This window comes from Paenibacillus sp. JNUCC 34 (assembly GCF_058269055.1).
Genome location: NZ_CM177770.1, coordinates 5,176,844 through 5,202,461, shown reverse-complemented (window position 1 = coordinate 5,202,461; position 25,618 = coordinate 5,176,844). Strand labels below are relative to the sequence as shown.

Below are 25,618 nucleotides of genomic sequence, written 5' to 3'. Positions count from 1 at the left end.
AGGCACAGATCTGCAGTAGGCCCGCAGTTCGGATTGTATGTGGTTTCAAAGATTACAGAGCAAGCGAAGGAGCAGTTATGGAGCTATATCTAGTAAGGCATGGACAATCAGTTGGCAATACGCAGCCGGACCGGGATATGCCGGATTCGCCGCTGACCGAGCAGGGCCACGCTCAAGCCGCTCGCGTGGCGATTTATTTGCAGGAGCGTGGCATCCGCGCCATCTATGCCAGCCCGTTGATTCGGGCGATGCAGTCGGCGCAGCCGCTGGCAAGACTACTCGGTCTGCCGATTCATGTGATGAAATCATTGTATGAAGTGAGGGAAGGCAGCCGGTTTATCGGTCTTTCCCAGCAGTCATTAATGGAGAGCGTCCCGGAAGCTATATTCGAGGATACGATGGAGACGATTGGATGGGAATGCCCGGGGGGAGATCGCCCCGAGACTGTTCGGCGGCGCGCGCAGGAAGCGCTACGGCAGCTTCAGGCGTCCGGAGAGCAGCGGATTGCGGTATTCTGTCACGGTAATTTCAATGAATATCTTCTCCGCGAAACGCTCGGCATTCCATCAGCCGCACATATCCGTTTTCCTCAGGAAAATACGGGGGTAAACCATATTGTTTTTGGCGAGGAAGAGACCGAACTGCTGAAGCTGAACGATACGGGGCATCTGCGGATCGGGGAGTACGAACGGGTAGGTTTGGCTGCCGGCAGCTTTCGAAGGGGATAAATCTAACAACACAGAGGAGAACATGATCTATGCACTTATATGTCATTCGCCATGCACAATCGACGATGAATATTGGACAAGGAGGCGGGCCGAACTGCAGTTTGTCGGAAGTGGGACGATGGCAGGCGGAGCAGATCCCTTCGTTTTTTAAGGATATCAAACTGGATGTGGTATTTTGCAGCCCGCTGCGCAGAGTTATTCAGACGGCGACACCTTTTGCCAAGGACCAGGGTCTAGGGATTGTGCTAATTCCTGAAATGTCCGAGATTTTCAATGAGGAATGGAAAGACTACCGGGATTACGATTGGGAAGCCTGCTCGCAGATTGTGGAGGAATTCCCGCATACAAAATTCGTGGAATATCAGGATATGCAGCAAAAATGGTGGCCGACCTGGCCGGAGAATCATGCGATCGTACGCAAACGCGTCCAGAAATTTGTTGATGCGAAGCTGACCGCTTATTACGGAACCGACGCGCATATTGCAGTATTCGGACATGGTCAGTCGACCTCGGATTTGAAGCAGATCGTCAATCCCGGGGACATTCATCCCGTATATAATGCGGCTGTTGTGCACTATGTTCTCGGTTCGCAAGGTCAATGTGAGCGTGTATCGTTGCATAAAGACCATCTTGGTCCGCACGTATACGAATAGATTTCAATCATAAACTCAAGGGGGAAATTAAGTATGGCAAAGAAAATGTTATTGCTGCTGCTCTCATTTACCGTCGTTTTGTCGCTTGCGGCCTGCGGGCCGAAGCGTGATGCGGAACAGGCCAAACCGGATACGGCCCAACAACAAGAAGAGGGGATGCCGCCGAAGCCGGACCGTCTGAAAATATGGGGACCTGAAAATGAGCCTGAATTAAATTCAATGCGGGCCATTACGAAAAAATTTACCGAGAAGACGGGCATTAACGTGGAAGTCATTCCGTTCAACCCGCGCGAACAAGCGAAAGCGTTCTCACTTGATGGACCGGCCGATCGCGGGCCTGATCTGTGGAGTGCCACCCATAATTCCATGGGCCGCAACGTGCTGCAAGGGCTGGCCGAGCCGTTCCAGATCAGCGAGGAGCAGATTAGCGAGTATTCGCCTGAGGCGATCCAGGCTGTAACGATTGATGGCAAAATATATAACCTGCCAATGGTTATCGAGACGACAGCCTTATTCTACAACAAAGAGCTTATGCCGAAGGCGCCGGAAACATGGGAAGAACTGGAGAAATTCGCTTTGGAGTTCACCGATGTATCGAAGGATGAATATGGATTATTGTTCGATGCTACGAATTTCTATTACGCCAACATGTTCTTGCAGGGCAATGGCGGTTATATTTTCGGATATGACAAAGATACAGGCTATAACGTGGACGATATCGGCCTGAATAATGAAGGCGCTGTCAAAGGTGCAAATCTGATCAAATCATGGTTCGAAAAGGGGCTTATTCCAGAATCGATTAATGGTGACGTGATCGACGGCTTGTTCAAAGAAGGAAAGGTTGGCGCCGTCGTTTCGGTGCCATCATCGATCAAAAATTATGAATCGGTGCTTGGAGACAAGTTGGGTGCCATGCCGCTGCCGAAGCTTGCTAACGGCCAACGTCCACCTTCCTTCCTGGGTGTCAAAGGACTGGTGCTATCCCCATTCTCTAAAAATAAGGAATGGGCGACCGAGTTAGCTCTATTCATTACCAATGACGAGAACGGCGCGAGCCATTTTGAAACGGCCGGAGAAATTCCAGCGCGTCCTGGGATTTTAGAAAGCGATCTCATTACGAAGCACCCTTACTTCTCGGCTGTGGCCGAGCAGTCCAAATTCGCTACACCAACACCGAATAATCCGGAAATCTCCCAGACATGGGAGCCGATGAAAAATGCGCTCGTGTTCCTGGCAAAAGGTCAGGACACCAAAGAGGTGCTGGATGAAGCAGTCGTCCAGATCAAAGAACAAATCGCGATCAACAACGCCAATAAATAAGGAATGATGATCGGATTGGGGTGCGGGTTTCGCACCCCAATCCACTTGACGTTGCATTGCGAATGTCAACGAGGAGGCTTGATTAGATTGGGAGAACCGCAGACACGAACCGACAAGCCGAAAACCAGTTCGCATAACCCCAAGTTGGCGATGCTGATGTCCGGTATTCCGGGGCTCGGGCAACTGTATAACCGGAGATATATAAAGGGTTCATTATTTTTTATTTTATTTTTATCTTTCTTTTTCGTGTTCGCTGATTTTTTGAACATCGGGTATTGGGGGCTTTGGACGCTGGGCACGTTGCAAGGGGTGGACGACTCACGTTCCTTGCTCATTCAAGGCATTATTTCGATCATATTGACCATTTTCTTTGTTATTTTCTACTGGATTAACCTGACAGATGCGCGCAATGACGCTCAGAAAATCCGCGAAGGCTGGAAGGTAACGACGATTCGCGAAGGCTATAAGCAGGCATGGGATAAAGGGGTTCCTTATATATTCGTCGGGCCCGGTATTTTCATGGTTACGTTCGTGCTTATTTTACCGCTACTTTTCATGGTTTCCTTGGCATTTACGAATTACAATATTTATAATTCGCCGCCCCGTCATTTGCTTGATTGGGTAGGGTTTGAAAATTTCAAAAACATTTTTTCCATTCCGATTTGGCGCAATACGTTCTTCTCCGTGCTGTCGTGGACGCTCGTATGGACGTTTGTCGCGTCGACGCTGCAGATTGCACTCGCCTTATTTTTGGCGGTGATCGTGAACGACAAGCGCGTCAAATTCAAAAAATTCATTCGGACGATGCTCATTCTACCATGGGCCGTTCCTTCATTCGTATCTATTCTCGTGTTTGCCGCGATGTTCAATGATCAATTCGGCGCGGTGAACCGGCAAATATTGAGCCCGCTAGGCTTGTCCATTCCGTGGATGTCCGATCCACTATGGACGAAGATAGCCATTATTATTATTCAAGTATGGCTGGGCTTCAGCTTTGTGTTCGCCTTGTTCACGGGGGTGCTCCAAAGTATATCAGGCGACTGGTACGAGGCGGCGGAGGTTGACGGAGCGAGCAAGTGGCAAAGATTCCGCTTCATTACGCTCCCGCATGTCCTGTTCGCGACAGCTCCGCTGCTCATTATGCAATATACGGGCAATTTCAATAACTTCAACTTGATTTACTTGTTCAACCAAGGCGGTCCGCCGGTGCGGGGTCAGACGGCAGGATCGACGGATATTGTCATTTCATGGGTGTACAAGCTAACCTTTGAAACGTTGAACTACAACATGGCGGCCGTCATTTCCATTATTCTGGGTCTAATTGTGGCAACCGTCGCCTTTTTCCAATTCAGGAGAACCCGATCGTTCAAGGAAGGGGGCAACATCTAATGAGTACGAGATGGAAATCGAGATTGGAGCTCACCGGCATTTACGCGTTCATTTTGTTTATGTTCGTCGTGATTGCGTATCCGCTGGTATGGGCTATGGGCGTCTCGCTAAATCCGGGGACCAGTTTATACAGTGCAAAAATAATTCCGGAGAACTGGTCGACGGAGCATTACTCCTGGTTGTTCTCCAGTCCGGACAGTCAATATGCGCTGTGGTACAAAAATACGCTGATTGTCGCCAGCTGGAAGACGGTGCTGTCGCTTATCGTGACGACGTTCCTGGCGTATGCGTTCTCGCGTTATAACTTCAGAGGGCGCAAGAATGGTCTGTACGCGCTTCTGCTGATCAAGATGTTCCCTGTATTGATGGGGATGGTCGCGATTTATATTTTGCTCAACCTCTTAGGACTGCTGGATACGCTGGCTGGCTTGATTCTGGTCTACGTTGGATCCTCCATTCCAATGCACGCGTTTTTGATCAAAGGCTATTTCGACACGATCCCGCGGGATTTGGACGAGTCGGCCAAGATTGACGGAGCGGGCCATTTCCGGATTTTCTTCCAGATTATTTTGCCGCTGGCGAAGCCGATTTTGGCCGTAGTTGCCTTGTTCAATTTTATGACGCCGTTCATGGACTTCCTGCTGCCACGGATCGTCATTCGAAGCTCGGAGAACTATACACTCGCCGTCGGCTTGTTCAACCTAGTCAATCAGGAATTCAGCAACAATTTCACCCGGTTCGCAGCGGGATCGATGCTTATCGCCATTCCGATTGCCGTGGTGTTCCTGTTCCTGCAGCGTTTCCTTATCTCCGGACTGACTGCGGGGGCAACGAAAACATAGGGAAGCGAGCAAGAGTTAGAACCTGCGGAAGTTTTTATGTACAAATTAGATTAGAACAGTAGTGACGAGAGGGGGAGATACGGTGACAAGCCCTTGGACGTTGGACACGGTAAGCATATGTCTGCGATTGTTTCTTGCGCTTGTGCTTGGAGGCATTATCGGCTTCGAGCGGGAGATGAATCAGCATGCTGCCGGATTCCGCACCAATATTTTGGTATGCATCGGCTCTTCGCTCATTATGCTGCTGTCCATCTATGGCTTCAACGCCTTCGTAGATGAGCCGAATGTCCGGATCGATCCGGCCCGTCTGGCGGCACAGGTCATCAGCGGCATTGGCTTCCTCGGTGCAGGGACGATTATTCGAACCGGGATGTCTGTCAAAGGGCTGACTACGGCCGCTACGCTCTGGGTAATGGCCGCGATAGGACTCGCGGTAGGAGCAGGATTTTATCTCCCGGCCATTTTGACCTGCGGGCTCGTGTTCGTCTCCTTGCAGGTGCTGAACAAAATCGAGCTTCGTTATCTGGTCGCGAATAAGGCACTGTCGGTGGAAGTGACCTGTTCCGGAGGTTCGGAGACGCTGGGCATGATTTCGAAGCAGCTGATTGCGGAACGGGTGGAGATCCGGAACATGAACGTGGCCGATGCGGAGTTATCGGGGCCGATTGTAGAGGCAGCTCCGTCGCTGCAGATGATGATCACAATTGTAATGCCGAAAAAAAAGCTGATGAGTGATCTGGTTGAACGCTTAAAGGCGGTACCAGGCGTGACTGCTGTAAAAATAGAGTAACGCTTGGATGAATGGGAATTGAATTGATGTGGGAATGAGAGAGGGCGGAAAATTCGCCCTCTCTTACTTCATGTATGGGATGAGGAATGTCTTGTCCGTTGGGTCGATTGGCGCACGATAAGCTCGGATGGCAGCGTTACCGTCTTGTTCTTATTAATGCGCTCAGGATCGTCCATCAGCTCGATGAGCATCTCCAGCGCTTCTAGACCGAGATGCTCCCCTCGAATGGTCGTGCAGCTGATCGATGGGGAGATTTTGCTCAGAAAGGCGGCATCGTTGAAGCCGATGATGCCGACATCTTCCGGAACTCGCAAATCGCGCTCCCGGCAATACTTCAATACACCGAGCGCCAACACGCTGTCAGCGGCGATAATCGCGTCGAATGCTCTGCCTCCGGAGCTGTATTCGTCCAGAGCGGCAATCATGTCCGCTTCCTTCGAGCCGCACAAGACGACGTCGTCGTCTCCCGCCTCTAGGCCGTTGCTGTGCAGCGCCTGCTTGTACCCTGCGATCCGGTCGCGCACGACATCGACGTCCAGACTCTCGGTCAGGAACACGATACGCCGGTACCCCTCGTCCAGCAAATGCTGGGCCGTGACATACCCATCCCGGAAATTATCGCTATGAATGCAAAAAACATTGTGCTGCAGACTGCGCCCGATCATGACGAATGGAATGGAATGCTGCTGCAGGCTTTGAATCAGCGAGCTTTTGTCCGCCGACATGACGCCGGATAAAATAAAGCCATTCACTCTTTTGTTCCGGTATAGCGCCAAGCATTTCTCGATTTGTTGATCGACAGAGCGAAAGGCGGAAATCTGCAATTCATATCCGTATTTTTGAGTAGCGTTGGATAAACCAAGGAGCACATTGGAATAGTACGGATTCCCAAAAATTTCGCTAGGTTCACGTGCGATTGTATAGCAGATGGTGCGGGATTCGGCGCCCGGAGCGTTCGGCTTCGCCTTTGGATTGTGCACGTACCCGAGCTCCCGCATCGCTTTCTCAACTTTTTCATTCACTTCGGAGGATGTGTTTCCTTTACCCGTAAGAACCCGCGATACGGTCGCCGGTGATACACCGGCTGCACGTGCTATATCTCTTACCGTTGGCAAGTCCCCGCCTCCCTTTCTACGGAATCATAATAATCGCATTGCCTCTTTTGAAGGACAAGAATCGAATCTTTATCATATCTGATTTTCAGTTAAAAATCAAAAATGGTCAAACTTTTATTGTTGAATTTTCCAAGCTCTAGTGGTTAGATAATTAATCGCTAGTTGTTTATATTCTTGGCTTATATTTCTCGCAAAAAACGCTATCGTCCATAAAGAAGGACGATAGCGTTTCTACAATTATATGTGGTTTTTAGCGGCAATTATTTCGCGTTGTTGTAGCGTTTGCCAACTTCTTCCCAGTTTACAACATTCCAGAAAGCGGAGATGTAATCAGGGCGTTTGTTTTGATACTTCAGGTAGTAAGCATGCTCCCAAACATCCAATCCAAGGAGAGGAGTTTGACCTTCCATGATCGGGCTGTCTTGGTTAGGTGTGCTGGTTACAGCCAGTTTACCGTCTTTCAACACGAGCCATGCCCAGCCGCTTCCGAAGCGGGTAGTAGCTGCTTTTGCGAAGTCTTCTTTGAACTTATCGAAGCCGCCAAGCTCGCTGTCGATCGCTTCAGCCAAAGCACCGGTAGGATTACCGCCGCCATTAGGTCCAATAATTTCCCAGAAGAGGGAGTGGTTTGCATGACCGCCGCCGTTGTTGCGAACAGCAGTGCGGATGCTCTCTGGAATAGCGTCAAGGTTGCTGATGAGCTCTTCCAGCGATTTGTTCGCAAATTCAGGAGCGTTCTCAAGCGCTGCATTCAAATTGGTAACATAGGTGTTATGGTGGCGATCATGGTGAATCTCCATCGTTTGTGCGTCGATGTGAGGCTCGAGCGCGTTGTTTGCGTAAGGAAGCTGTGGTAATTGAAATGCCATAATGAAAATACCTCCTGTAAATATAGTTTTTTTTTGGTTATGATCAAAGGGTCTTCCTAGATCTGGAAGCCTTTATCACCCGGAGAAATACAATATGTAATTCGGCTACATACATATATTAAACCGTTCGGGGGGATTAAATCAACTTTTATGTTTGAAAAGTCGGAGGTGAACCCGTTTTTAACACGAAAACTTGTATGATGAACTCTTTCGTGACATATAACACGCAGATTTAATGACTAATAAGCAAACTTTATGACGAAATTTTTCGTTACATGTATAACCGTAATCCAATCCATTAACCTGACCATGAAACTTGGAGAGTGGATATGGCGGATCTGAAAGGAGTATTTCCATAAATGAATACTAAAATGGTCAAAGTTACAGCCATCTTGCTAGGCACGATGTTGGCTGCAGCACCGCAAGCCGATGCGGCAGCCGGAAAGACGCAAACCGCTCCGGTCTCTGCACCGAAAACGTTAACTCCGATAGGTAACATAGGGCTCGGTAACAGTGTCTCTGCAGCTCTGGAGCATGTGGATGTCTGGGAGCAGAATGGCAGCCATGTGGCTGTGTTTACGCTGAAATATAAAAATGGGGGCAAAAGCACGGCACGGCTTGTAACTTATTTTCCTAGAGTGGTGCTGCCCGACGGTTCTGTAACCCCAGCAAATCCGATTACCCGCGACATCACTAAAAAAGGGGTTGAACCCGGCCAAAGTTTGAGCGTGACCTACTATGCCAAGATTAGTACAGGCTCCTTATCCGGTATGAAGGTGGCTATGGATGTATGGAATCCGAAAGTCAAAGGGTATCTGAAGCGTGTAGGAGCGTATAGATTGCCGACAAACTATTCACCCGCTGTGGCACCCGGGGCGAGCACGATGCTAAAGCTGGGCGGAACACCCATTACCGTTCAGACGGAATCCCTGCAAGTCATTAAGTATAATGGCAAAGTAATGGCCAAGGTTGGAATGTATATTACAAATCGCGGCGGAATGGTATGGACAGACAGTAGTTACAACCCATATTTAGTAACACGCAGCGGTACTTCTTTCCTTCTTCAGCCGGAAGCCGGAAAAGATGGATCACCTATTCAACCGAAAGAAAAGAAACTCGTTTATTACATAGCTGAAATTCCTTCATATCTTAAAACGACTGATCTGCGCTTCTTGTGGACGGAAAACGATGAAACGCTAAAGCTGGCTCTGCCTACCGCATCATTCAAGCTGCCTGAGGCTACAGCTCCCAAATGGGATATTGCGCCAGGATCTGTTAAAGCGCTGACACTCCAAGGCAATCGTGTCGATGCCAGGGTCCGTCAGGCTACTCTACGGGCATCCGGTGATCAGGCCTTATGGAATATCGAAATGGCTTTCAAAAACAAAGGTAATAAACCGGTGGAGGTTCCTGTCTATGAGTTTGCGATTAAAGCTTCGGAAGGAACTTATCATCCTTACATTCCGGATGATAAAGCGGCGACGATAACGCTGCGGCCTTCGGAGGAGAAAACGATTTCGATGGAAATTTCACTCCCGCTCAATCTCAGACAGGATCTGTTAAAGCTGCAAATGATAGAACCATCCGGTTCCGGTCTTCCGTCTAAATCGCCTGTAAATACGGATGAGCCGGGCAACAAATCTGCAGCTTCCGATGCCTCTGGCAGAATGATCGTGCCGATTGCATACTTTGGCCTGTCTTATCAACCTGAACAAAAAGCATCCATCGGCGTCGAATACGGCGCACAGACGGCAAATGGTTTTGCGTACACAGTGGAATCAATCCAACGCCTGCCTTGGGAGGATAAGGACCTTGTTGTCGCTAAGCTGCGTCTGCGCAATACTCAAGACTGGAACTCAACACTGCTGCCTGAACTGAAAGTGAATGTAAAAGCGGACGAAAAGACAGTTCTGGCTAGTTCCGAGATTATTGCGGACGAGCAAGGTTCCTTGATTGCTCCCGGGTCATCGACCGAGGTATATGTCTTGACAAAGATTCCTTATACCCAAAATATCCGTTCACTTCGCTTTGAGTTGTTTACCCAAAAAGACACGGCAAAAGCACCTTTCCTTAGCTTGACCACGTCAGGAACAACCATGCAGTCGATCAAGGTTTTGGATAAAGGGGAGCCTTATTCCATCACGACACCAGGTAAACGTGCCGAAGCGCAAGAACGGCGGACGGTCATTTATGAGGGAGTGGACTCAGATATTATATACTCCGAGTTAACATTGACAAGCAGTGAGCAGCGCCGGGTGCAGGCAGCGCGGCTGAAAGGGTATTTCCAAAGCACAGACGGAAAAATTTATGAAGCGGACACCGTACAGCCGGAAACCGCACTTCAACCTGGTGCCAAGCAGTCGGTCGTCTTTTGGACAAGGGTGCCGAAGGGCGCCGCGAGCGATATAGGTCTTGCTGTGGGCACTGCGATGTCCGAAGGCAAGTTTGCGGAACCGGGCAAAGACATAACCGGTGTTCTGAGTGTGAAGAAGCTGATGCTCAATCCAGTGAGACCAGCTGTAATCTCCTCACTGACCCAGTTAAATTGGTTTCCTTATAACGTCTCGGTTACTAAAGCGGTAGGTAATCTGCAGGAAGGCAGCTCTACGATCTCATTGAAGGTCACTTTTGACGTAAAACGTAGCGAGAACATAACCGCTGCCGATGCAGGTCACAAGCTGATTTTAATCATTAAAGACCATTTTGGACAGACGCAGGAGCGTACGCTTACGCCGGGCACAGACATCCAGGTTCCGGGCACGCGGACGGCTTCATTTGAACTGAGTGATGAGTTATATAAGAAGATCAGAGGCGGATGGGTTAACTTGACACTGGTGGATGAATTCCAGAATGAGCGAATTACGCTTGGCAGCCAAAGTTATAATTTGACGGTGCAGCTGAACGAGGATCCGTATGAAGACAGGTAAAATCAAGGACCAGAAAGGAAACGCGAACATGCTGCGTTTGGAAAATGTATCGCATAGCTTCAAAAACGGCAATGAAGTGCTGCAGGTGCTTCATAACATTCAGTTTGAAGTCCAAAAAGGAGAGATGATTGCTCTTCTCGGGAGCTCCGGATCGGGCAAGTCCACTCTGCTTAATCTGATGGCAGGGCTGATGAAGCCGACAGAAGGCCATATTTATATTGCTGATCAGGATATTGTTAAATTTGGGGAAAACAAGCTCGCAGTATTTCGGCGCAAGCACATCGGATTTATTTTTCAGGCATATGAACTCATTCCTACATTAACGATTCGGGAAAACGTAGAGCTTCCGCTTGTGTTTCAGTCCGTTTCACCGTCTAAACGCCGCAAGAAAGCGATGGAGCTTCTTGAAATGACGGGGATCGGTGATAAGTCTGGAATGTATCCGGCCCAGCTGTCCGGCGGACAGCAGCAGCGTGTCAGTATTGCGCGTTCGTTGATTACTGAGCCTTCCGTTATTTTTGCGGACGAGCCTACAGGCAACCTGGATACTAAAACTGAAGAGGAAATTATCAGTATCATGATGAGCCTCAACCAATCGATGAACACGACCTTTGTCATCGTAACCCATGAGATGGAAGTCGCCGCGCAGATGAAAAAGACGATCATGCTCCGTGACGGTTTTTTGGTGCAGCCAGAGGACTATCCGGAACCCAAAACAGTTGATAAGGCGATGTATTCTGTCCCGGTCTTGTCCGGTGCCCCGGCCTACGCGGATGAGGGAGGCGATGGCAAGTGAGACTTACAGACAGTATGAGGCTGGCATGGGGACAGATTAAGCGCCGTAAAGTAGTTACTGCCTTATGCATGACCGGTATTTCCATCGGCTGTGCGGCGATTATTGTTGCCCTTAGCCTCGGTAACTCCGCTCAGAGCTATTTGGAGAAAGAGATTATAGGGAGTCTGAAGCTTGACGAAATTAATGTTTCTCCCCAAAGCTCGGGTGGTGGCGGTGGCGATGGCGGTGGCGGTGGATCAGGCGAATCCGCTGGAGGGGACCGCGGCTTGCTTACAGACGATAAGCTTGAAGTGATTAAAGGCTTTGATCATGTTAAATCCGCGATAGCTACTAAAAGGGTCGGATACTTCAGGTCCATTTCGACAGAAAATTTGATTAATGAAAACCTGTCTCTTGTTGCTGTGGATCTCTCCCAGCTTAAAGAGCAAGGGAATACGTTTAAACAGGGTGGCCCTTTGGAGCAGCTTGGCGCCGTTGTGTTCAACTATGGAGCCACAACAGGGTGGATCGATAAGCAGACAAGTGAACGATTGTACCAAATGATGAGTACGGATCCCGAAAACCCGAAGCTGTGGGAGGAACGGATGATGTATGAAAACACAGTTTCGGATATGTTCGGCAAAAATATTCAAATGGAGCGGTGGGACAACGGAAGTACAATACTCAGCCCGCAGCTTTATGTAGGGGGCGTGCTCGATGTCCCGGTGGGAACAGATGCTCAATTTGCTAGTTATGATCGTCAGGCATATGTATCTTTTGAAACCGCGGAATGGCTTAGCGACAGCCTTAGTCCACAGGGAGGCACGGCTCCGAAACAGCGGGTGTACGATTCCCTTACGATTAAAGTGGATGATCCCGCTAACATTAAGCCGCTGGAAGAATTGATTCAAAAACTTGCGCTCAACGCAAGTGACAATTTGATGATGCGCGATCAGATTGCCTCTCAAATGAACACATTTAAGGCGATCGCACTTGGCGTTGGTGTATTCATTCTGTTATTGGCCTCCATATCTATTATTGTTGCCATGACGATGTCTACGCATCAGCGACGGCGGCAAATCGGCATTATGAAAGTGCTCGGGGCCAATATGCCGCAGATCCGCAACATGTTCATTGTTGAAGCCAGTTTGCTTGGGTTTTTAGGCGGTCTGCTTGGTATCGTATTCGCTAATTTGATTGTCACCGGGCTGAATTCATTCATTACAGCTTCTGCAGGCATGTCGGGGCTGCAGGTTGTAGTTACACTGGACACGCTGCCCATTGGAATTGCATTCGCTGTGATGACAGGGGTCATGTCGGGTATTTATCCGGCGATCAGCGCCGCAAGAACCAATGCATTGCTCGCGATTAAGCGGGATTAGGATTATGAATTAGCATCGGAAAGGGAGCTAAGGAGCATGAAGAAGATCATAAAATGGACGGTGCTTGTCGCTGTCCTGGCCTTCGTGGGCTATTGGGGATATGGAAAGATGAAGCCGGCAGCACCTGTCGATCCCGTGATGGAAGCGCCGCAGGTCATTTCATTTCCTGTAACCGAGGAAACCATCATGTCGACTGTTCAGGTCAAGGGCAGGTCCGAGTATGGACGGGAAACGAATGTATACACACCTTTTGAAGCGAAGGTGTCATCCTGGAAAGTAGTGAACGGCCAACAGATCAAGAAAGGGGACATTCTCTTTAACCTGGAGCAAAAAGTGCTGCGTCAGCAGCTTCAACAGAAGGAAGCAGAGCAGAAGAAGCGGAAGTTGGAGCAGGAGAAGCAGAAGCAGGAGCAGGAGAAGAAGAAGCAGGAGCAGGAACTAAAGGAGTTCATGTTGGATCAGGATTTGGACAATGCCCCACTTGGAGCTACGGAAGCCGAACGACTTAAGGTGTTAGCCGAGCAACTTAAGGCGTCATCCGAGCAGGACAATGCGCAGCTGAGCAGTCAGCTGGATGAAGTAAACGACATTATTGAACGTCAGGCGATGGATGACTTGCACGACAAGTTGAATCAGTCTACGTACAGATCACCGGATTCCGGGATTTTTCTGTTCGACAGCACGCAAAAGCAGCAGCCGCAATCAGTGACAGCGAATCAATATATTGGCAAAATAGTCGATTTAAGCTCTCTGCACTTTGTGGCGTATGTAGATGAAAATGATGTATTCAGCATTAAACCAGGCATGGCTGTCGAGGTGAAGCTGCCTTCCATTAAGGACCTGCGACTAAAGGGAAAAGTGGTGGAAGTGGCAAAATTCGCTGAGGCGGTCACCCAGGAGAAGCAAACTTCCCAGACACCACAGTTTAAGGTTATCATCTCGCTGCCTAAAAATGACCGCTTAATCGGTGGATTGACGCTTAACGGCGAGATTGTAACCCAACAGAAGGATAAAGCCATTGTCGTTCCGAAGCTCGCTGTCCTGACTGAAGGCGGTGAATCGTACGTTATGGTGGACAAGGGAAATGGTCAAATTGAGCGGCAGGATATTAAGATCGGTATGGTAACGCCGGACAAAACAGAAGTCTTATCAGGACTGAAGGCCGGCGATTCAGTGGTCCTGCAGTAAAAGGAGATTCTATCTTAAGGAGTTAAGGAGCAGCGCTCTTCGCGGCATATAGCCGGAAGGGTGCTGTTTTTGTTATAAAGTGAGTCCGGGAAACGAGTCCATTTTTTTGATTTGAAGGACAAAGATAGAAATTTAGCCAGCGATTAAAATGTAAACGCTTCATATAAAGCGTTTTCAAAAGAAAACTCGTGAATTCTGGAGTAATATGTGGTTTAATGGACAAGAACGCAGGATTTTCGCATTTTTTGTAGTAATTATTAATGTTAGGTTTGCATCAACGGAATACTTAATTGTAAGCCGCGTAAACCGCATCATGCTAACGAAAAGGGAGATTTTGAGATGCATGTTCGTTCCTTTCAGTTGAGTGACTGTAACCAAGTAACGGAGCTTTTACAGATTGCTTTGTCGGAAGAATGCTACGAAAATACGATGGAACCTTTTTCCAGACAGCTTGCCTGGGATTCAGACCTCATTATGGTAGCAGAAGAAGATGGCGAAATTGTTGGTGCCTTGATTGGGACCATCGAACGCAATAGTGGGTGTTATTACCGCATTGCCATTCATCCGGATTACCGTAGACAGGGAATTGGAAAGGCCCTTGTCGAGGCTATGGAACAGCGGTTCCAATCCCGTAAGGTCAGCCGGATTCTCGTTGCCGGTGATGAACATAATGCAGCTGCAATGCCGTTGTATGAAGCGATGGGATACGGCGCAAATAAAATCCTGACAGCCTTCCAGAAGCTGAGCATTGTAGGTCAGCCGTAATGGTCAGATCGGATTAAACTGGTTTCACGACATGTGTCCACATGGATGCGTAAAGGCGGGAAACGACATTTATTTCTATATGAAGCATATCTATCAACCGTTGCAAATGGGAGAGAGATATGCTTTTCTATTAATGTACCAATTTATATAGCGGTCTCCAAGTTGGAGGCTAACTTGATAGTAAAGAAGGTGTAGCATGGGACAAGTAATTCCACCGGGTTCGAGCGAGAATGGAGATGCATCGAATTCCCAAGGGAAACCGGCCGAGAAGAACAGCTGGGCTGCTGAGCTGTGGGATTGGGTTAAGACGATTGCCATTGCATTTTGTATCATGGTTCTACTGAATATGTTTGTCTTTAATCTGTCTATGGTTAAAGGAGAATCGATGCAGCCAACACTGGAAGCGTCCGAGCGGCTGTTTATCAATAAATTGGTATACCGCTTTGCTTATCCAAACCACGGTGACGTGATTGTGCTGAAGGATCCAAGCACCGGTCCGGACAGAAAGGAATTTCTTGTAAAAAGGGTTGTTGGCCTTCCGGGTGACACGGTCGAGGTCAAGGGACACATCCTTTATGTAAATGGTGAGGCGCAAGAGGAACCTTATACAGACGTTCCGATCGAAGATCCTGATTTCGGTCCGGTTACCATAGAGGAAGGCCGTTATTTTGTTATGGGCGATAATCGCCATCTTCGAAAGAGTAAGGACAGCCGCGAATTCGGTAGTGTAAAGGAATCGGACATCGTAGGGCGAGCGGAGTTTATTCTTTGGCCGTTGTCCAAAATAAAGGGACTGTAAAAGCTCAAACAAGAAAGGAGGCGCTGGAGATGACTTCACGACTTGGAGCCTACGCTCCTTCGTCTTCCGTTTGGGAGGAACTGAAAGAAGAGCTGAAGCAGGCTGCGCCCAGCATGGGTATTGATGATATAGGGTTTGCTACGGCAGACCCGTTTGTATCACTGAAATCGATTTTGCAAAATCACCGGGATAAAGGGTATGAATCCGGGTTCGAAGAGCCTGATCTTGATAAAAGGGTAACTCCCTCACTACCGGGAACGACTCCGGCTTCGATCATTGCAATAGCTGTAGCCTATCCGTCCAAAATGAGCAATCCGCCCAAATCAGAGCCCGGCAAATATCGGGGGATTATGGCCCGCTCGGCTTGGGGTAGGGATTATCACCATGTGCTGCGGGAAGCGATGGCGAAGCTTGAGGCATTCATCCGTGAACGCGTTCCGGATGCGGTCCTTGAGAGCATGGTTGATACCGGAGCTTTGGTTGACAGAGCAGTTTCGCAACGAGCCGGGATCGGCTTCAGCGCTAAAAACTGTGCTATTATTTCTCCGAAATACGGTTCTTGGATTTATCTTGGTGAAATGGTGACCAGCATTCCTTTTCCGCCGGACTCACCGGTGACGGAAGACTGTGGAGAATGCACTAAATGTATTGATGCTTGCCCTACAGGTGCCCTCGTGGGACCGGGGCAGCTTAACGCGCAGCGATGCGTATCTTTTCTTACTCAAACTAAAGGATTTCTGGATGAAGAAGTGATGCGCAAAATCGGTAACAGGCTGTATGGATGTGATACCTGTCAAATTGTCTGTCCAAAGAACAAAGGTTTGAACTGGACACACCACGAGGAATTGCAGCCTGATCCCGAGAAGGCGAAGCCGCTTCTTCTCCCAATCCTTGATATGAGCAACCGCGAATTTAAGGAAACATTCGGCGATACTTCGGCAGCATGGCGCGGGAGGAAGCCAATTCAGCGCAATGCCGTGATCGCCCTTGGTAACTTTAAAGACGCTTCGGCAGTACCGAAGCTCAGCGAGGTGCTGCTGAAAGATCCGCGTCCGGAGCTGCGGGGAACTGCCGCATGGGCTCTGGGCCGCATTGGAGGCGAAGAAGCTTTGAACAACTTAGAAAAAGGCATGAAATCGGAACAGGATCATAAAGTACGTAGCATGCTGACACAAGCCTTGAGCAAATTGCAGCCGGAGACTAAGGTAGCAGCGGAGACAGAGAAACAAGAAGGCAACCAACATTCTTCTCATAAATCGGAAGAAGTAGGACAGGATGTGCAGTCACCAGGCACCTCTTCGGTCAACACTGCATCGAAGGGAGTAGAGCCTATGGCTGCACCGACTGTTGAAAGTAATGTTTTGTATTACAATGAGGTACACACGCCGATTGGAACATTGACGGTTGTATCGTCTGATCTGGGGTTGTGTTTGATTGAGTTTGGTACATTTACCGTCAAAGAGGCTGTGTTGCAGCAGTGGTCGCGGACTTGGGCTGGTGGTGCTGGATATGAGCGCAATGAGGAGCGTCTGGCTGACGTTACATCCCAGATGAAGCAGTATTTTGAAGGGACATTGAAGGAGTTTACGATACCTCTTGATATGCGAGGAACGCAGTTCCAACTGCAGGTATGGGAAGCCCTTAAGGAAATTCCTTACGGTGAAATCTGTTCATACAAAGATATCGCTGACGCCATAGAACGTCCAAAAGCTGTTCGTGCTGTCGGAGGTGCGAATAACAAAAATCCGGTTCCCATTATCGTTCCTTGCCATCGTGTAATTGGAATGGATGGTGCGCTTGTGGGTTACGGCGGAGGGCTGGAAATCAAACGTTCCTTGCTTACGCTGGAAGGATATCTTCCGGATCGTAAAGGCCTTTAGAAATCAGGCAGCAAACGACCTTAGACCCGCGTTTTTTTCATTTGCTGTCCTGAAAAGGACATGCTATGATAGGTTCGTATATGCGCCATATAATGGTAAATATTAGTATGAGCAAAAGGTGGTCAATTCATGAACATTGTTATTCCGATTATTACATTAATCGTGGGTCTGGTCGGCGGATTTTTTATCGGTGTGTTTTATCTCCGCAAGCAGTTGGAGAAAATGCAAAATGATCCGCAAATGCTGCAAAAGATGGCTAAACAGATGGGGTACAATCTGAACGGCAAACAAATGCAGAAAGCGCAGCAAATGATGAAAAACCAGCCTGCGCCGGGCAAAGGCCAAGGACGTAAACGTAAATAAAGAATGAAGAGTATAATCGTTTGTTTTTTAACGGAAAGGGGGATATACCGTGGCGGGCGTAAAAGATTATGTTAACAACAAAGTTGGGGAACATCGTGAACAGATTGAATACCATGTTGAGCAAATTCTTAAGTTGATCGGTGAAGATACCGAGCGAGAGGGGTTGCTGGAGACACCAGCCCGCGTGACACGGATGTACGAGGAGATTTTTGCCGGTTACGAGATTGATCCCCGCGACGTGCTGGGCGTCACGTTTGACGAGCAGCATGAGGAATTGGTTATTGTGAAGGACATCGTGTACTACAGCCAATGCGAGCACCATATGGCACCGTTTTTCGGTAAAGTGCACATCGGTTATGTTCCTAGCGGCAAGATTGCAGGCTTAAGCAAGCTTGCACGCCTGGTAGAGGCGGTTACGCGCCGACTACAAGTACAAGAGCGCATCACTTCCCAGATTGCGAACATTATGGTTGAGGTGCTTCAGCCACAAGGTGTTATGGTCGTAGTAGAAGGTGAGCATCTGTGCATGTGTGCTCGCGGCGTTAAGAAACCCGGCAGCAAGACGATTACTTCGGCGGTACGGGGAACATTCCAAAGCGATTCGGCACAGCGCGCCGAATTTATGTCGCTGATTAAGAACTAAGACTTATCTTAGGATGAATGATATAGAGAAGGCTCCGCCGGTTTTTCGGCGGAGCCTTTTTGTTGAAATATAAGAAAGTATAAGTTTGGACTTATACTTGACTTATATTTCTCGCAGAAACTTCCGCCGTCTTTAAAGGACGGCATAGCCGTTTCTACTTGAAATATAAGAAAGTGATAGAGAGGTTTTGATTAGAAAGGCTGCCACTTGAGTTTCTTCGCCTGCTCGAAGCGCTCTGCTGCCTCCGGCCAATATACGACGTTCCACCAGTCTTTGATGTAATCCGCGCGAAGGTTTTGGTGCTTGAGATAATAGGCGTGCTCCCATACATCGAGGGCAAGGATAGGGACGACATCCCACTGGGACAGGTTTTGATGTTTTTCGGCCTGCAGTATTTCCAGACGGTGACTGCGGGGACTCCAGACCAGGATCGCCCAACCGCCTCCCTCGACCTTGTCCGCTGCTTCCGTAAACTGCTTCTTGAATCGCTCGTAGCTTCCAAAGTCTTTTTTGATCTGTTGCGCAAGTTCTCCCTGAGGAGCTCCGCCACCCTTCGGGTTCATAATGGTCCAGAATAAGGTGTGAAGATAATGGCCGGCGCCGTTAAATGCAAGTTCACGCTCCCAATGCTTGATCAGATCGAAATTTCCAGTTTTGCGAGCCTCCTCCAGCTTGGTCTCTGCCTTGTTAAGACCGTCAACATAGCTTTGATGATGTTTGTCATGGTGGATGCGCATGGTCTTCTCATCAATGTATGGTTCCAGCGCATTATACGGATAAGGAAGTGGAGGAAGGCGGTGACCTCCGATAGGGACAGGCTGCTGGGAGGGGGGGGAGGAGACGCTTTGGATGGCGGCTTCAACTTGTTCGACCCGAAATGGTGTGACTACTGGGTCCTTTGAAGCACCCGGGATCAGATCAGGATGATCGATCAGGCGTTTCAGTGTCCCAGGTTGGTTAAGCTCCTCCAGAACCTCAATGAAATATTCCGACTCCCGGATAATGTGAAGCAATACCGTATCGGCAAGAGGGACTTGCCTTACGGCAGCACTGTTGCTCTTCATCATATGCAGATGGCGTATGAATTCCTTCGATTGTTCGATGGAGACCCGCAGCAGCAGTTCGATCTGGGCGATAAGTTGTGGTGACAGCGGGCCAGGGGAAGAAAGGACTTCGCGGAGCAGCTGATCCGCCGCCTTTTCCGTTTCTCCGAATACAACAGCCCAATCGTCCAGCAGTTTGACATATGGAGCCTCCAGACCGGGGACAATCGCTTTAATGACTTCCGTATGTTCCATCTCCTGACGTTTCCAGAAGCGGATTTCCTCCAAAATCCTTGCCGGGAGCATCGCTCCGTAAATAAACAGCATGAACTATTCCTCCTGTCACATTCATTCACTATGAAACTATATTCGTACACCAGCCTGTATTATGAAGTTGAATTGCACAAAAAAAGTCCGCATCTGATACCAAGAGGCGGACTTTGGAGTAGATCATATTAAGTTTAAGCTGTACTGGTATATTATTCAGGCATAGGTCCGTCGGGAGATTTCAGCTTTCCGAGAAATGTGGACACTCGGCGTAAATACTCGCGCGGATATTCCCGGAATATGAGTTCATGACGTGAACCCTCGACAATCCACGAGTCGGAATCGGGATGGGTCTGGTTGGCCGCAATTTTTTCCGCGATCGGATAAGGCGCTTTGTCGTCTTTTGTACCGTGTATGAATAGCGTCGGGAACGGATAGTCGTTCTTTTTAACTTCCGTGTAAGGAATTTGGTCGAGGCTCGTGCCGTTCAAGACAGGAAACAACAGCTCTAATATTTCGAGCGAAGGATGGCGAGGCAGATCAATCTGGTTTTTAATGTTGTGATACAGGGTGTCCGGTTCCAGCAAAAAAGTGCTGTCGAGTATCATTGCATCGACATCCTTGGTTTCCAAACCAGCCTGTAAAGCCGTTCCTGCTCCCATGGAGAAACCCCAGACGATGATTTGCTTCGCACCACGCTGCTTGGCCAGTTGAATGGCACCAAGAAGCTGCCGTTTCTCTTCTTTACCTCCAGTAGCAACCTCTTTGCTGGTCTGGGATGCAAAGCCATAATCGAACATGAGTACATTAAAGTTCAGATTGTGCGCGTAGTGGGCAAGGTCGTACATCGGAATCCACGATTCCTCACGATTGGCTCCGTAACCATGACTAAATACGATCGTCCGCGAGGAGTTTTCCGTAGGAATGTACCAGCCGCTCATATTCTTTTTCCCATCGATCGAAGGGAAGAGCACATTCTCATATTCCATATCCTTTGCAAGTTTCGGGTTAGAGTAGAGCGGGGCTACGGTAGGATTCGACAAAACCCAGGCGATATAGGCATGCAGAGCTATGAAACAAAATATGAGAAAGAACACGACTGACAGAATGAGAGCAAGCAAAATATGTTTAAACCGGATCATACGGGTAGAAAGACCGATCGGCGTATCGTTCATTTGAGAGAGTGGGGCGTTATTACCAGTGACCATGCTCATGATTGGCCCCTCCTTACCATGAATTCTTTCATTAAAGTGAAAATTTAAAAATTATAATTATCGTATGCCGGGATGAGATCAAAGTCAATGTAAATTAGGAGATTGTTAGACAAATGTAAAATGAGGAATTTCAGTTTACTTCCCGTCTATTTTTTCATATAATTCTTGTAACCAGGTTTCATGTGATGAAACACGAGAGGAGGAAACCGGGTATGGAAGACCGCAAATTAACGGTGCGTGCCGTTGAACGGGCGCTTGATATATTAATGTGTTTTACAAAGAATCATGAATTGGCTTTGACGGAAATTTCCTCTCTCATTGGACTGCATAAAAGTACGGTACATCGACTGATGACCACTCTGGAGGAAAAAGGATTTGTCGTTCGGGATAGCCGAACGGACAAATACCGGCTAGGGATGAAAATATGGGAGCTGTCAACGCATTTATCGCATAGTGACGATCCGGCGGTATTGCTGCTGCCTGCCATGGAATCGCTTCGCGACCAGCTGGGGGAAACAGTAAGCCTGTATCTTCGGGATGGTGCGGAACGTATCCGCATACAGGCCGTACAAAGCAATCAGGCGATACGCCGGGTTGCCCAGGTGGGTACACGCTTGCCTCTGTCGGTAGGAGCATCCAGCAAGGTGCTGGTGGCCTATGCGTCCCCTTCGGACCAAGAAGAGCTGCTCAACTTGCCGAATTGGCCTGATGTGGTAGACAAGGAGCAGTACCGCCGGCAATTGGTTGAAATTGTGGAGAAGGGTTATGCGATAAGTATTGAGGAACGCGAGCCTGGCGCAGCAGCTGTATCCGTTCCGATCATAGACCGGAGCGGTAAAATTGCAGCGGCGCTGTCGATGTCAGGGCCAGTTAACCGTCTGTCCGCAGAGACGCTACGTGAATATGCCCCGGTGCTCAAGGAAGCGGCAAGAGAAATGGGCCTGATGATTTGATGATTCAGGAAACAAAACAACCGGACTTCCGTAATTGGATGTCCGGTTGTTTTGTTATGGAGGATTCACCTTAACTTATTCATTGCTTCCAAGGTCTGACTAAACTAAACCAGCTTCCTCCGAATTGCTCCCGAAATCATATCAATCACCGTAATCATAATGATAATTCCGAGCAAAATGATTCCGACGCGGTCCCAGTTGCGGGAGCTCAAGGCGAAGATCAACGGAGTTCCGATGCCCCCTGCGCCGATAACGCCGAGAATCGTTGCGGAGCGCAGATTAATCTCGAACCGGTATAACGTGTACGACAAAAAACCAGGCAGGACTTGGGGGATGACGGCAAACCACAGGATTTGCAGACGGCTTGCTCCCGAGGCGATCAGCGCCTCCGTGGGACCCTTATCCATGTTCTCCACCTCGTCGGAAAACAGCTTTCCGAGCATCCCGACGGAATGTAGTCCGAGGGCTAACACGCCTGCAAAGGATCCGGGTCCCACCGCCTTGATGAACAGAATTGCCATGATGATTTCCGGGAAGGTTCGAATAAAGCTTAGAACCAGCTTACCCGATCCGGACACCCACTTTGACCGGCTCATATTGACTGCGGCCCAAAAGGCAAACGGAATACAGAGCACTGTGGAAATGATGGTGCCTAAGATAGAAATCGCCAGTGTGTCCAGCAGTCCTCGGAGCAAGTCCTCGCCATCAGGCAAGTAAACGTAATCCCAGTCAGGCGAGAAGATGCCGGACATAATCGCTGCTGTAATTTGACCTGCTGTTTCTTTGATTCCCGTATACGGGATGCCGGCAAAGGCCCAAATGTAAATTGCAACAAGCAGTACATAGATAAGCCATCGATAACGGTTTTTTTTCGGTTTCAGTACAATTTCATTCCAAGATTTCGTCATAACAATTTCTCCCGCATCTTCGTGCTTATATAATCGATGATCAGAACGACAGCTAGTGTGAAAATAATAATCATGCACGTCTTGTCGTATTCCAAAAACCCTAATGTGACTTCATAATAATGGCCGATGCCCCCGGCGCCGACTAGGCCGAGAATCGCGGCCGCCCGAACGTTGATTTCGAATGTGTAGAGGACGAACGAGATGAAGTGAGCCTGAATTTGCGGAATAACGCCGTAAACGACACGCTGCACGGAGTTGGCACCGGCAGAGGTCATCGCTTCCAGAGGTCCGCGGTCAATGGTCTCCAGCGCTTCATATGTGAGCTTGGCGATCAGGCCTAACGAGAACACAGATAGAGCGAATATGCCGGGTAAAGGCCCAAGCCCGAAAATCGCCACAAATATCGCGGCCAAGAGCAAATCCGGGATCGTCCGGATGAGATTTAATATAAGGCGAACCGGGTGATGAACCCATTTGCTCTTTGTCAAATTGCTTGCGCACAGCAGGGCGACCGGAACGGCTGCAATCGCGCCGAGTGTTGTGCCCACTAACGCCATGCGGATCGTCTCCAGCATGGCGTCCAGGATATTGTCGAAGTAACTCCACTTCGGCGGAAACATTTCCTTAAGGAGATCCAGCATATTGGGTACTCCCTCGACAAGTTCCTTAATTGTGGCGTCCGTCTGAACGGCACTTCCCCATAGCAGCAGAAGAATGACAGCCGCGGTCAAATAATGCTTCAGCTTGCTTGGGGCTTGAGGGCGTTCCGATTCCATCTTGATATTCATAGAATGGGTTCCCCTAGCAATTCGTCCTGCTTCAGCGGGCGTCCGTAAATTTCCGCAAAACGCTCATCCGTCGCTTCCGATACGGGGCCGTCGAATACAACCTCCCCTGCCCGAAGGCCGATAATCCGCGTGGCGTATTGACGGGCTAAATCAACAAAGTGCAAATTCACGATCGTCGTAATGTCGAACTCCAGATTGATCCGTTTCAAGTCATCCATGACCTGCGTTGTGGTTAGGGGGTCCAAAGAAGCTACGGGTTCATCGGCTAAGATGTATTTGGCTTCCTGGGCCAGAACGCGGGCGATCGCTACACGCTGCTGCTGTCCGCCGGAGAGCTCGTCAGCTCGCGAATAGGCCTTCTCAACGATATTGACGCGGTCCAGCGCCTGAAAGGCCAAGTCGATATCCTTCTTCGGAAACAGTCCAAGCACCGTACGTAGGGTGGAGTGATAACCGACGCGGCCCGCGAGTACATTGCGAAGTACGGTGGTGCGCTTGACCAGGTTGAAGCTCTGGAAGATCATGCCGATATCCCGGCGAATCCTCCGCAGCGGTTTGCCGGATGCTTTCGTTATGGACTTTCCGTCAATGAGGATGTCGCCTTCGGTTATGTCATGAAGGCGGTTCATGGAGCGCAGCAAAGTTGACTTGCCAGCACCCGACAGTCCGACAATGGCTACAAATTCCCCTTTGTCTATCGTCAGATTGATCTGGTTCAGCCCCTTTGTTCCATTGGGATATACCTTGGATACATTGCGCATCTCTATCACGTAAACACCATTCCTTTATGGGTTATCGTAAAAAATAGCATAGCCAGCCACAGTGCAGATAGCACTCTGACTGGCTCTTCAAAAATACCCATCATCAACCTCGATTCCTCAATGCGATGAGGGGCCGGGTTCGTCAGACTATTCGGTCTTGACCTTCTCGCCATATTCACGGACGATTTCGAAGATGCTGTCCTCCGATTTCACATAGCCCTCGTGCGTATAAATATCGGCAATAATGGCGTGGCCTTCGGTGTCCTTGCCGATCTCAATGAAGGCGTTTTGGAGCTTCTCGATCCATTCTGGGCTCATATCGGAGCGAACGGTAACGGTATCATTTGGAATTTTCTCGGTATAAGTCAGGACGCGAGTATCCTCAAAAACGTTCGGATAGTCGTTCTTCACGATATTCCGTGCATCCTGGAAAATCGCGGCTGCATCTACATCGCCGTTCAATACAGCGAGAACGCCTTGGTCATGGCCTTTTACGGTGATGGCTTCTACGTCTTTCAACGGGTCCAGTCCGGCCTCGATCAGCTTACCGGCAGGCCATACATAACCTGCGGATGAGGTCACGTTCTGGTAGGCGATTTTTCTGCCCTTCAGATCGGCAACGGTCTTGATTTCGGAGTCTTTCTTTACGATGATCATCGCTTTGTAGAAGTCGACCAGCCCATCTGTTGGCTCACCTGTCTCATCTTTTACTCCATAGCGCTGGGCTTGAAGGATTACTTCTGCGGCGCCTTTTTCTTTAGCAAGGACGTAAGCGGTTGGAGGAAGGAAGCCGACATCGATTTTTTTGGAAGCCATCGCTTCGATAATCGTGTTATAGTCGGTCGAGACGCTCACTTTTACCGGTATGCCAAGCCGGTCGGATAACAGTTTCTCAAGTGGTTTGGCCTTGGCTTCAAGTGTATCCGCATTTTGGGAAGGGACAAACTGTACGGTGAGCTTTTCTGGAACGTAACCGGTATCCGTTGTTGCTGCGTTATTCGAGGCGTTATCTTGCGGTTTGTCTTGAGCGGAGTTTGCCGCATTATTAGTGGCCGCTTCTTTAGTGGTGCTGCTGGCCGGGGAGTTAGTCCCGCAACCGCTTATGACTGCGATGGATAGGAACAGGGGCATAACGAACTTTGCGATTTTTCTCAAACGATATGACCTCCACACATTCTATTTTTCATTACTCATATAACTATAAAAACAGTTTATTAAGCTGCTGTTATCCGAATGATAATTTTTTGTAAAAGTAT

24 protein-coding genes are annotated in these 25,618 nt (G+C 48.9%); 16 read left to right on the top strand and 8 right to left on the bottom strand.

Going from position 1 to position 25,618, the window contains the following annotated elements:
- Positions 1–77: 77 nt before the first annotated feature.
- The 6 genes from AC2TF5_RS24130 to AC2TF5_RS24105 all read left to right on the top strand — a co-directional run bounded on the left by AC2TF5_RS24130 (position 78) and on the right by AC2TF5_RS24105 (position 5,722).
- Positions 78–728 (top strand): histidine phosphatase family protein, encoded by a 651-nt coding sequence (locus tag AC2TF5_RS24130; RefSeq protein ID WP_491299636.1) that lies wholly within the window; start codon positions 78–80, stop codon positions 726–728.
- Between the two features lie 29 nt (positions 729–757).
- Entirely contained in the window at positions 758–1,381 is a 624-nt protein-coding gene (locus AC2TF5_RS24125; protein ID WP_491299635.1) for a histidine phosphatase family protein, read from the top strand.
- Positions 1,382–1,414: 33 nt separating this feature from the next.
- Entirely contained in the window at positions 1,415–2,701 is a 1,287-nt protein-coding gene (locus AC2TF5_RS24120; protein ID WP_491299634.1) for an extracellular solute-binding protein, read from the top strand.
- 87 nt (positions 2,702–2,788) lie between these two features.
- Complete coding sequence (locus tag AC2TF5_RS24115; protein WP_491299633.1) at positions 2,789–4,090, top strand: carbohydrate ABC transporter permease; 1,302 nt, start codon at positions 2,789–2,791, stop codon at positions 4,088–4,090.
- Positions 4,090–4,932, top strand: coding sequence for a sugar ABC transporter permease (locus AC2TF5_RS24110; protein WP_241932046.1), 843 nt, complete (start codon positions 4,090–4,092; stop codon positions 4,930–4,932). Before AC2TF5_RS24115 ends, AC2TF5_RS24110 begins: the two co-directional genes overlap by 1 nt.
- A gap of 82 nt (positions 4,933–5,014) precedes the next feature.
- The gene (locus AC2TF5_RS24105) at positions 5,015–5,722 is read left to right on the top strand and encodes an MgtC/SapB family protein (RefSeq protein WP_491299632.1); all 708 of its coding nucleotides are present in this window, start codon (positions 5,015–5,017) and stop codon (positions 5,720–5,722) included.
- A gap of 68 nt (positions 5,723–5,790) precedes the next feature.
- On the opposite strand, the gene AC2TF5_RS24100 is transcribed toward AC2TF5_RS24105, so the two are convergent.
- A complete protein-coding gene (locus AC2TF5_RS24100) occupies positions 5,791–6,837 on the bottom strand; it encodes a LacI family DNA-binding transcriptional regulator (protein WP_491299631.1) in 1,047 nt (348 codons plus the stop codon).
- Positions 6,838–7,097: 260 nt separating this feature from the next.
- Positions 7,098–7,706: a superoxide dismutase gene (locus AC2TF5_RS24095; RefSeq protein WP_491299630.1), complete on the bottom strand. Its 609-nt coding sequence runs from the start codon at positions 7,704–7,706 to the stop codon at positions 7,098–7,100.
- Positions 7,707–8,065: 359 nt separating this feature from the next.
- Here AC2TF5_RS24095 and AC2TF5_RS24090 point away from each other — a divergent pair, with 359 nt between their 5' ends.
- The 9 genes from AC2TF5_RS24090 to folE all read left to right on the top strand — a co-directional run bounded on the left by AC2TF5_RS24090 (position 8,066) and on the right by folE (position 18,428).
- The gene (locus tag AC2TF5_RS24090) at positions 8,066–10,633 is read left to right on the top strand and encodes a hypothetical protein (protein ID WP_491299629.1); all 2,568 of its coding nucleotides are present in this window, start codon (positions 8,066–8,068) and stop codon (positions 10,631–10,633) included.
- Positions 10,634–10,661: 28 nt separating this feature from the next.
- A complete protein-coding gene (locus tag AC2TF5_RS24085) occupies positions 10,662–11,429 on the top strand; it encodes an ABC transporter ATP-binding protein (protein WP_491302982.1) in 768 nt (255 codons plus the stop codon).
- Positions 11,426–12,790 (top strand): ABC transporter permease, encoded by a 1,365-nt coding sequence (locus tag AC2TF5_RS24080; RefSeq protein ID WP_491299628.1) that lies wholly within the window; start codon positions 11,426–11,428, stop codon positions 12,788–12,790. Before AC2TF5_RS24085 ends, AC2TF5_RS24080 begins: the two co-directional genes overlap by 4 nt.
- A 36-nt stretch (positions 12,791–12,826) precedes the next feature.
- Positions 12,827–13,978 (top strand): efflux RND transporter periplasmic adaptor subunit, encoded by a 1,152-nt coding sequence (locus AC2TF5_RS24075; protein WP_491299627.1) that lies wholly within the window; start codon positions 12,827–12,829, stop codon positions 13,976–13,978.
- Between the two features lie 339 nt (positions 13,979–14,317).
- Positions 14,318–14,743, top strand: a complete 426-nt coding sequence (locus AC2TF5_RS24070; protein ID WP_491299626.1) for a GNAT family N-acetyltransferase — start codon at positions 14,318–14,320, stop codon at positions 14,741–14,743.
- Between the two features lie 196 nt (positions 14,744–14,939).
- A complete protein-coding gene (lepB, locus tag AC2TF5_RS24065; protein ID WP_491299625.1) occupies positions 14,940–15,542 on the top strand; it encodes a signal peptidase I in 603 nt (200 codons plus the stop codon).
- 29 nt (positions 15,543–15,571) lie between these two features.
- A complete protein-coding gene (gene queG, locus AC2TF5_RS24060; RefSeq protein ID WP_491299624.1) occupies positions 15,572–17,422 on the top strand; it encodes a tRNA epoxyqueuosine(34) reductase QueG in 1,851 nt (616 codons plus the stop codon).
- 129 nt (positions 17,423–17,551) lie between these two features.
- A complete protein-coding gene (locus AC2TF5_RS24055; RefSeq protein WP_491299623.1) occupies positions 17,552–17,785 on the top strand; it encodes a YneF family protein in 234 nt (77 codons plus the stop codon).
- A 49-nt stretch (positions 17,786–17,834) separates the two neighbouring features.
- Positions 17,835–18,428, top strand: coding sequence for a GTP cyclohydrolase I FolE (gene folE / locus AC2TF5_RS24050; protein ID WP_208915823.1), 594 nt, complete (start codon positions 17,835–17,837; stop codon positions 18,426–18,428).
- Between the two features lie 191 nt (positions 18,429–18,619).
- Here the strand turns inward: folE and AC2TF5_RS24045 are convergent, their stop codons facing one another.
- Positions 18,620–19,798, bottom strand: a complete 1,179-nt coding sequence (locus tag AC2TF5_RS24045) for a Fe-Mn family superoxide dismutase (protein ID WP_491299622.1) — start codon at positions 19,796–19,798, stop codon at positions 18,620–18,622.
- Between the two features lie 152 nt (positions 19,799–19,950).
- Positions 19,951–20,913 (bottom strand): alpha/beta hydrolase, encoded by a 963-nt coding sequence (locus AC2TF5_RS24040; RefSeq protein ID WP_491302981.1) that lies wholly within the window; start codon positions 20,911–20,913, stop codon positions 19,951–19,953.
- A gap of 251 nt (positions 20,914–21,164) precedes the next feature.
- Between AC2TF5_RS24040 and AC2TF5_RS24035 the strand changes: the two genes are divergently transcribed.
- Positions 21,165–21,905 carry an IclR family transcriptional regulator gene (locus tag AC2TF5_RS24035; RefSeq protein WP_491299621.1) on the top strand — a complete coding sequence of 247 codons (741 nt, stop codon included), beginning with the start codon at positions 21,165–21,167 and terminating at the stop codon, positions 21,903–21,905.
- Positions 21,906–22,009: 104 nt separating this feature from the next.
- Here AC2TF5_RS24035 and phnE (AC2TF5_RS24030) read toward each other — a convergent pair whose 3' ends face one another.
- From phnE (AC2TF5_RS24030) to AC2TF5_RS24015, 4 genes are all read right to left on the bottom strand, one after another.
- Positions 22,010–22,813, bottom strand: a complete 804-nt coding sequence (gene phnE / locus AC2TF5_RS24030) for a phosphonate ABC transporter, permease protein PhnE (protein WP_491299620.1) — start codon at positions 22,811–22,813, stop codon at positions 22,010–22,012.
- On the bottom strand, positions 22,810–23,601 hold the full coding sequence (gene phnE, locus AC2TF5_RS24025; RefSeq protein ID WP_491299619.1) for a phosphonate ABC transporter, permease protein PhnE: 792 nt from the start codon (positions 23,599–23,601) through the stop codon (positions 22,810–22,812). The genes phnE (AC2TF5_RS24030) and phnE (AC2TF5_RS24025) overlap by 4 nt, the downstream gene beginning before the upstream one ends.
- Positions 23,598–24,371, bottom strand: coding sequence for a phosphonate ABC transporter ATP-binding protein (gene phnC / locus AC2TF5_RS24020; RefSeq protein ID WP_491299618.1), 774 nt, complete (start codon positions 24,369–24,371; stop codon positions 23,598–23,600). The genes phnE (AC2TF5_RS24025) and phnC overlap by 4 nt, the downstream gene beginning before the upstream one ends.
- A gap of 138 nt (positions 24,372–24,509) precedes the next feature.
- Positions 24,510–25,517 (bottom strand): phosphate/phosphite/phosphonate ABC transporter substrate-binding protein, encoded by a 1,008-nt coding sequence (locus AC2TF5_RS24015; protein ID WP_491299617.1) that lies wholly within the window; start codon positions 25,515–25,517, stop codon positions 24,510–24,512.
- Positions 25,518–25,618: the final 101 nt, after the last annotated feature.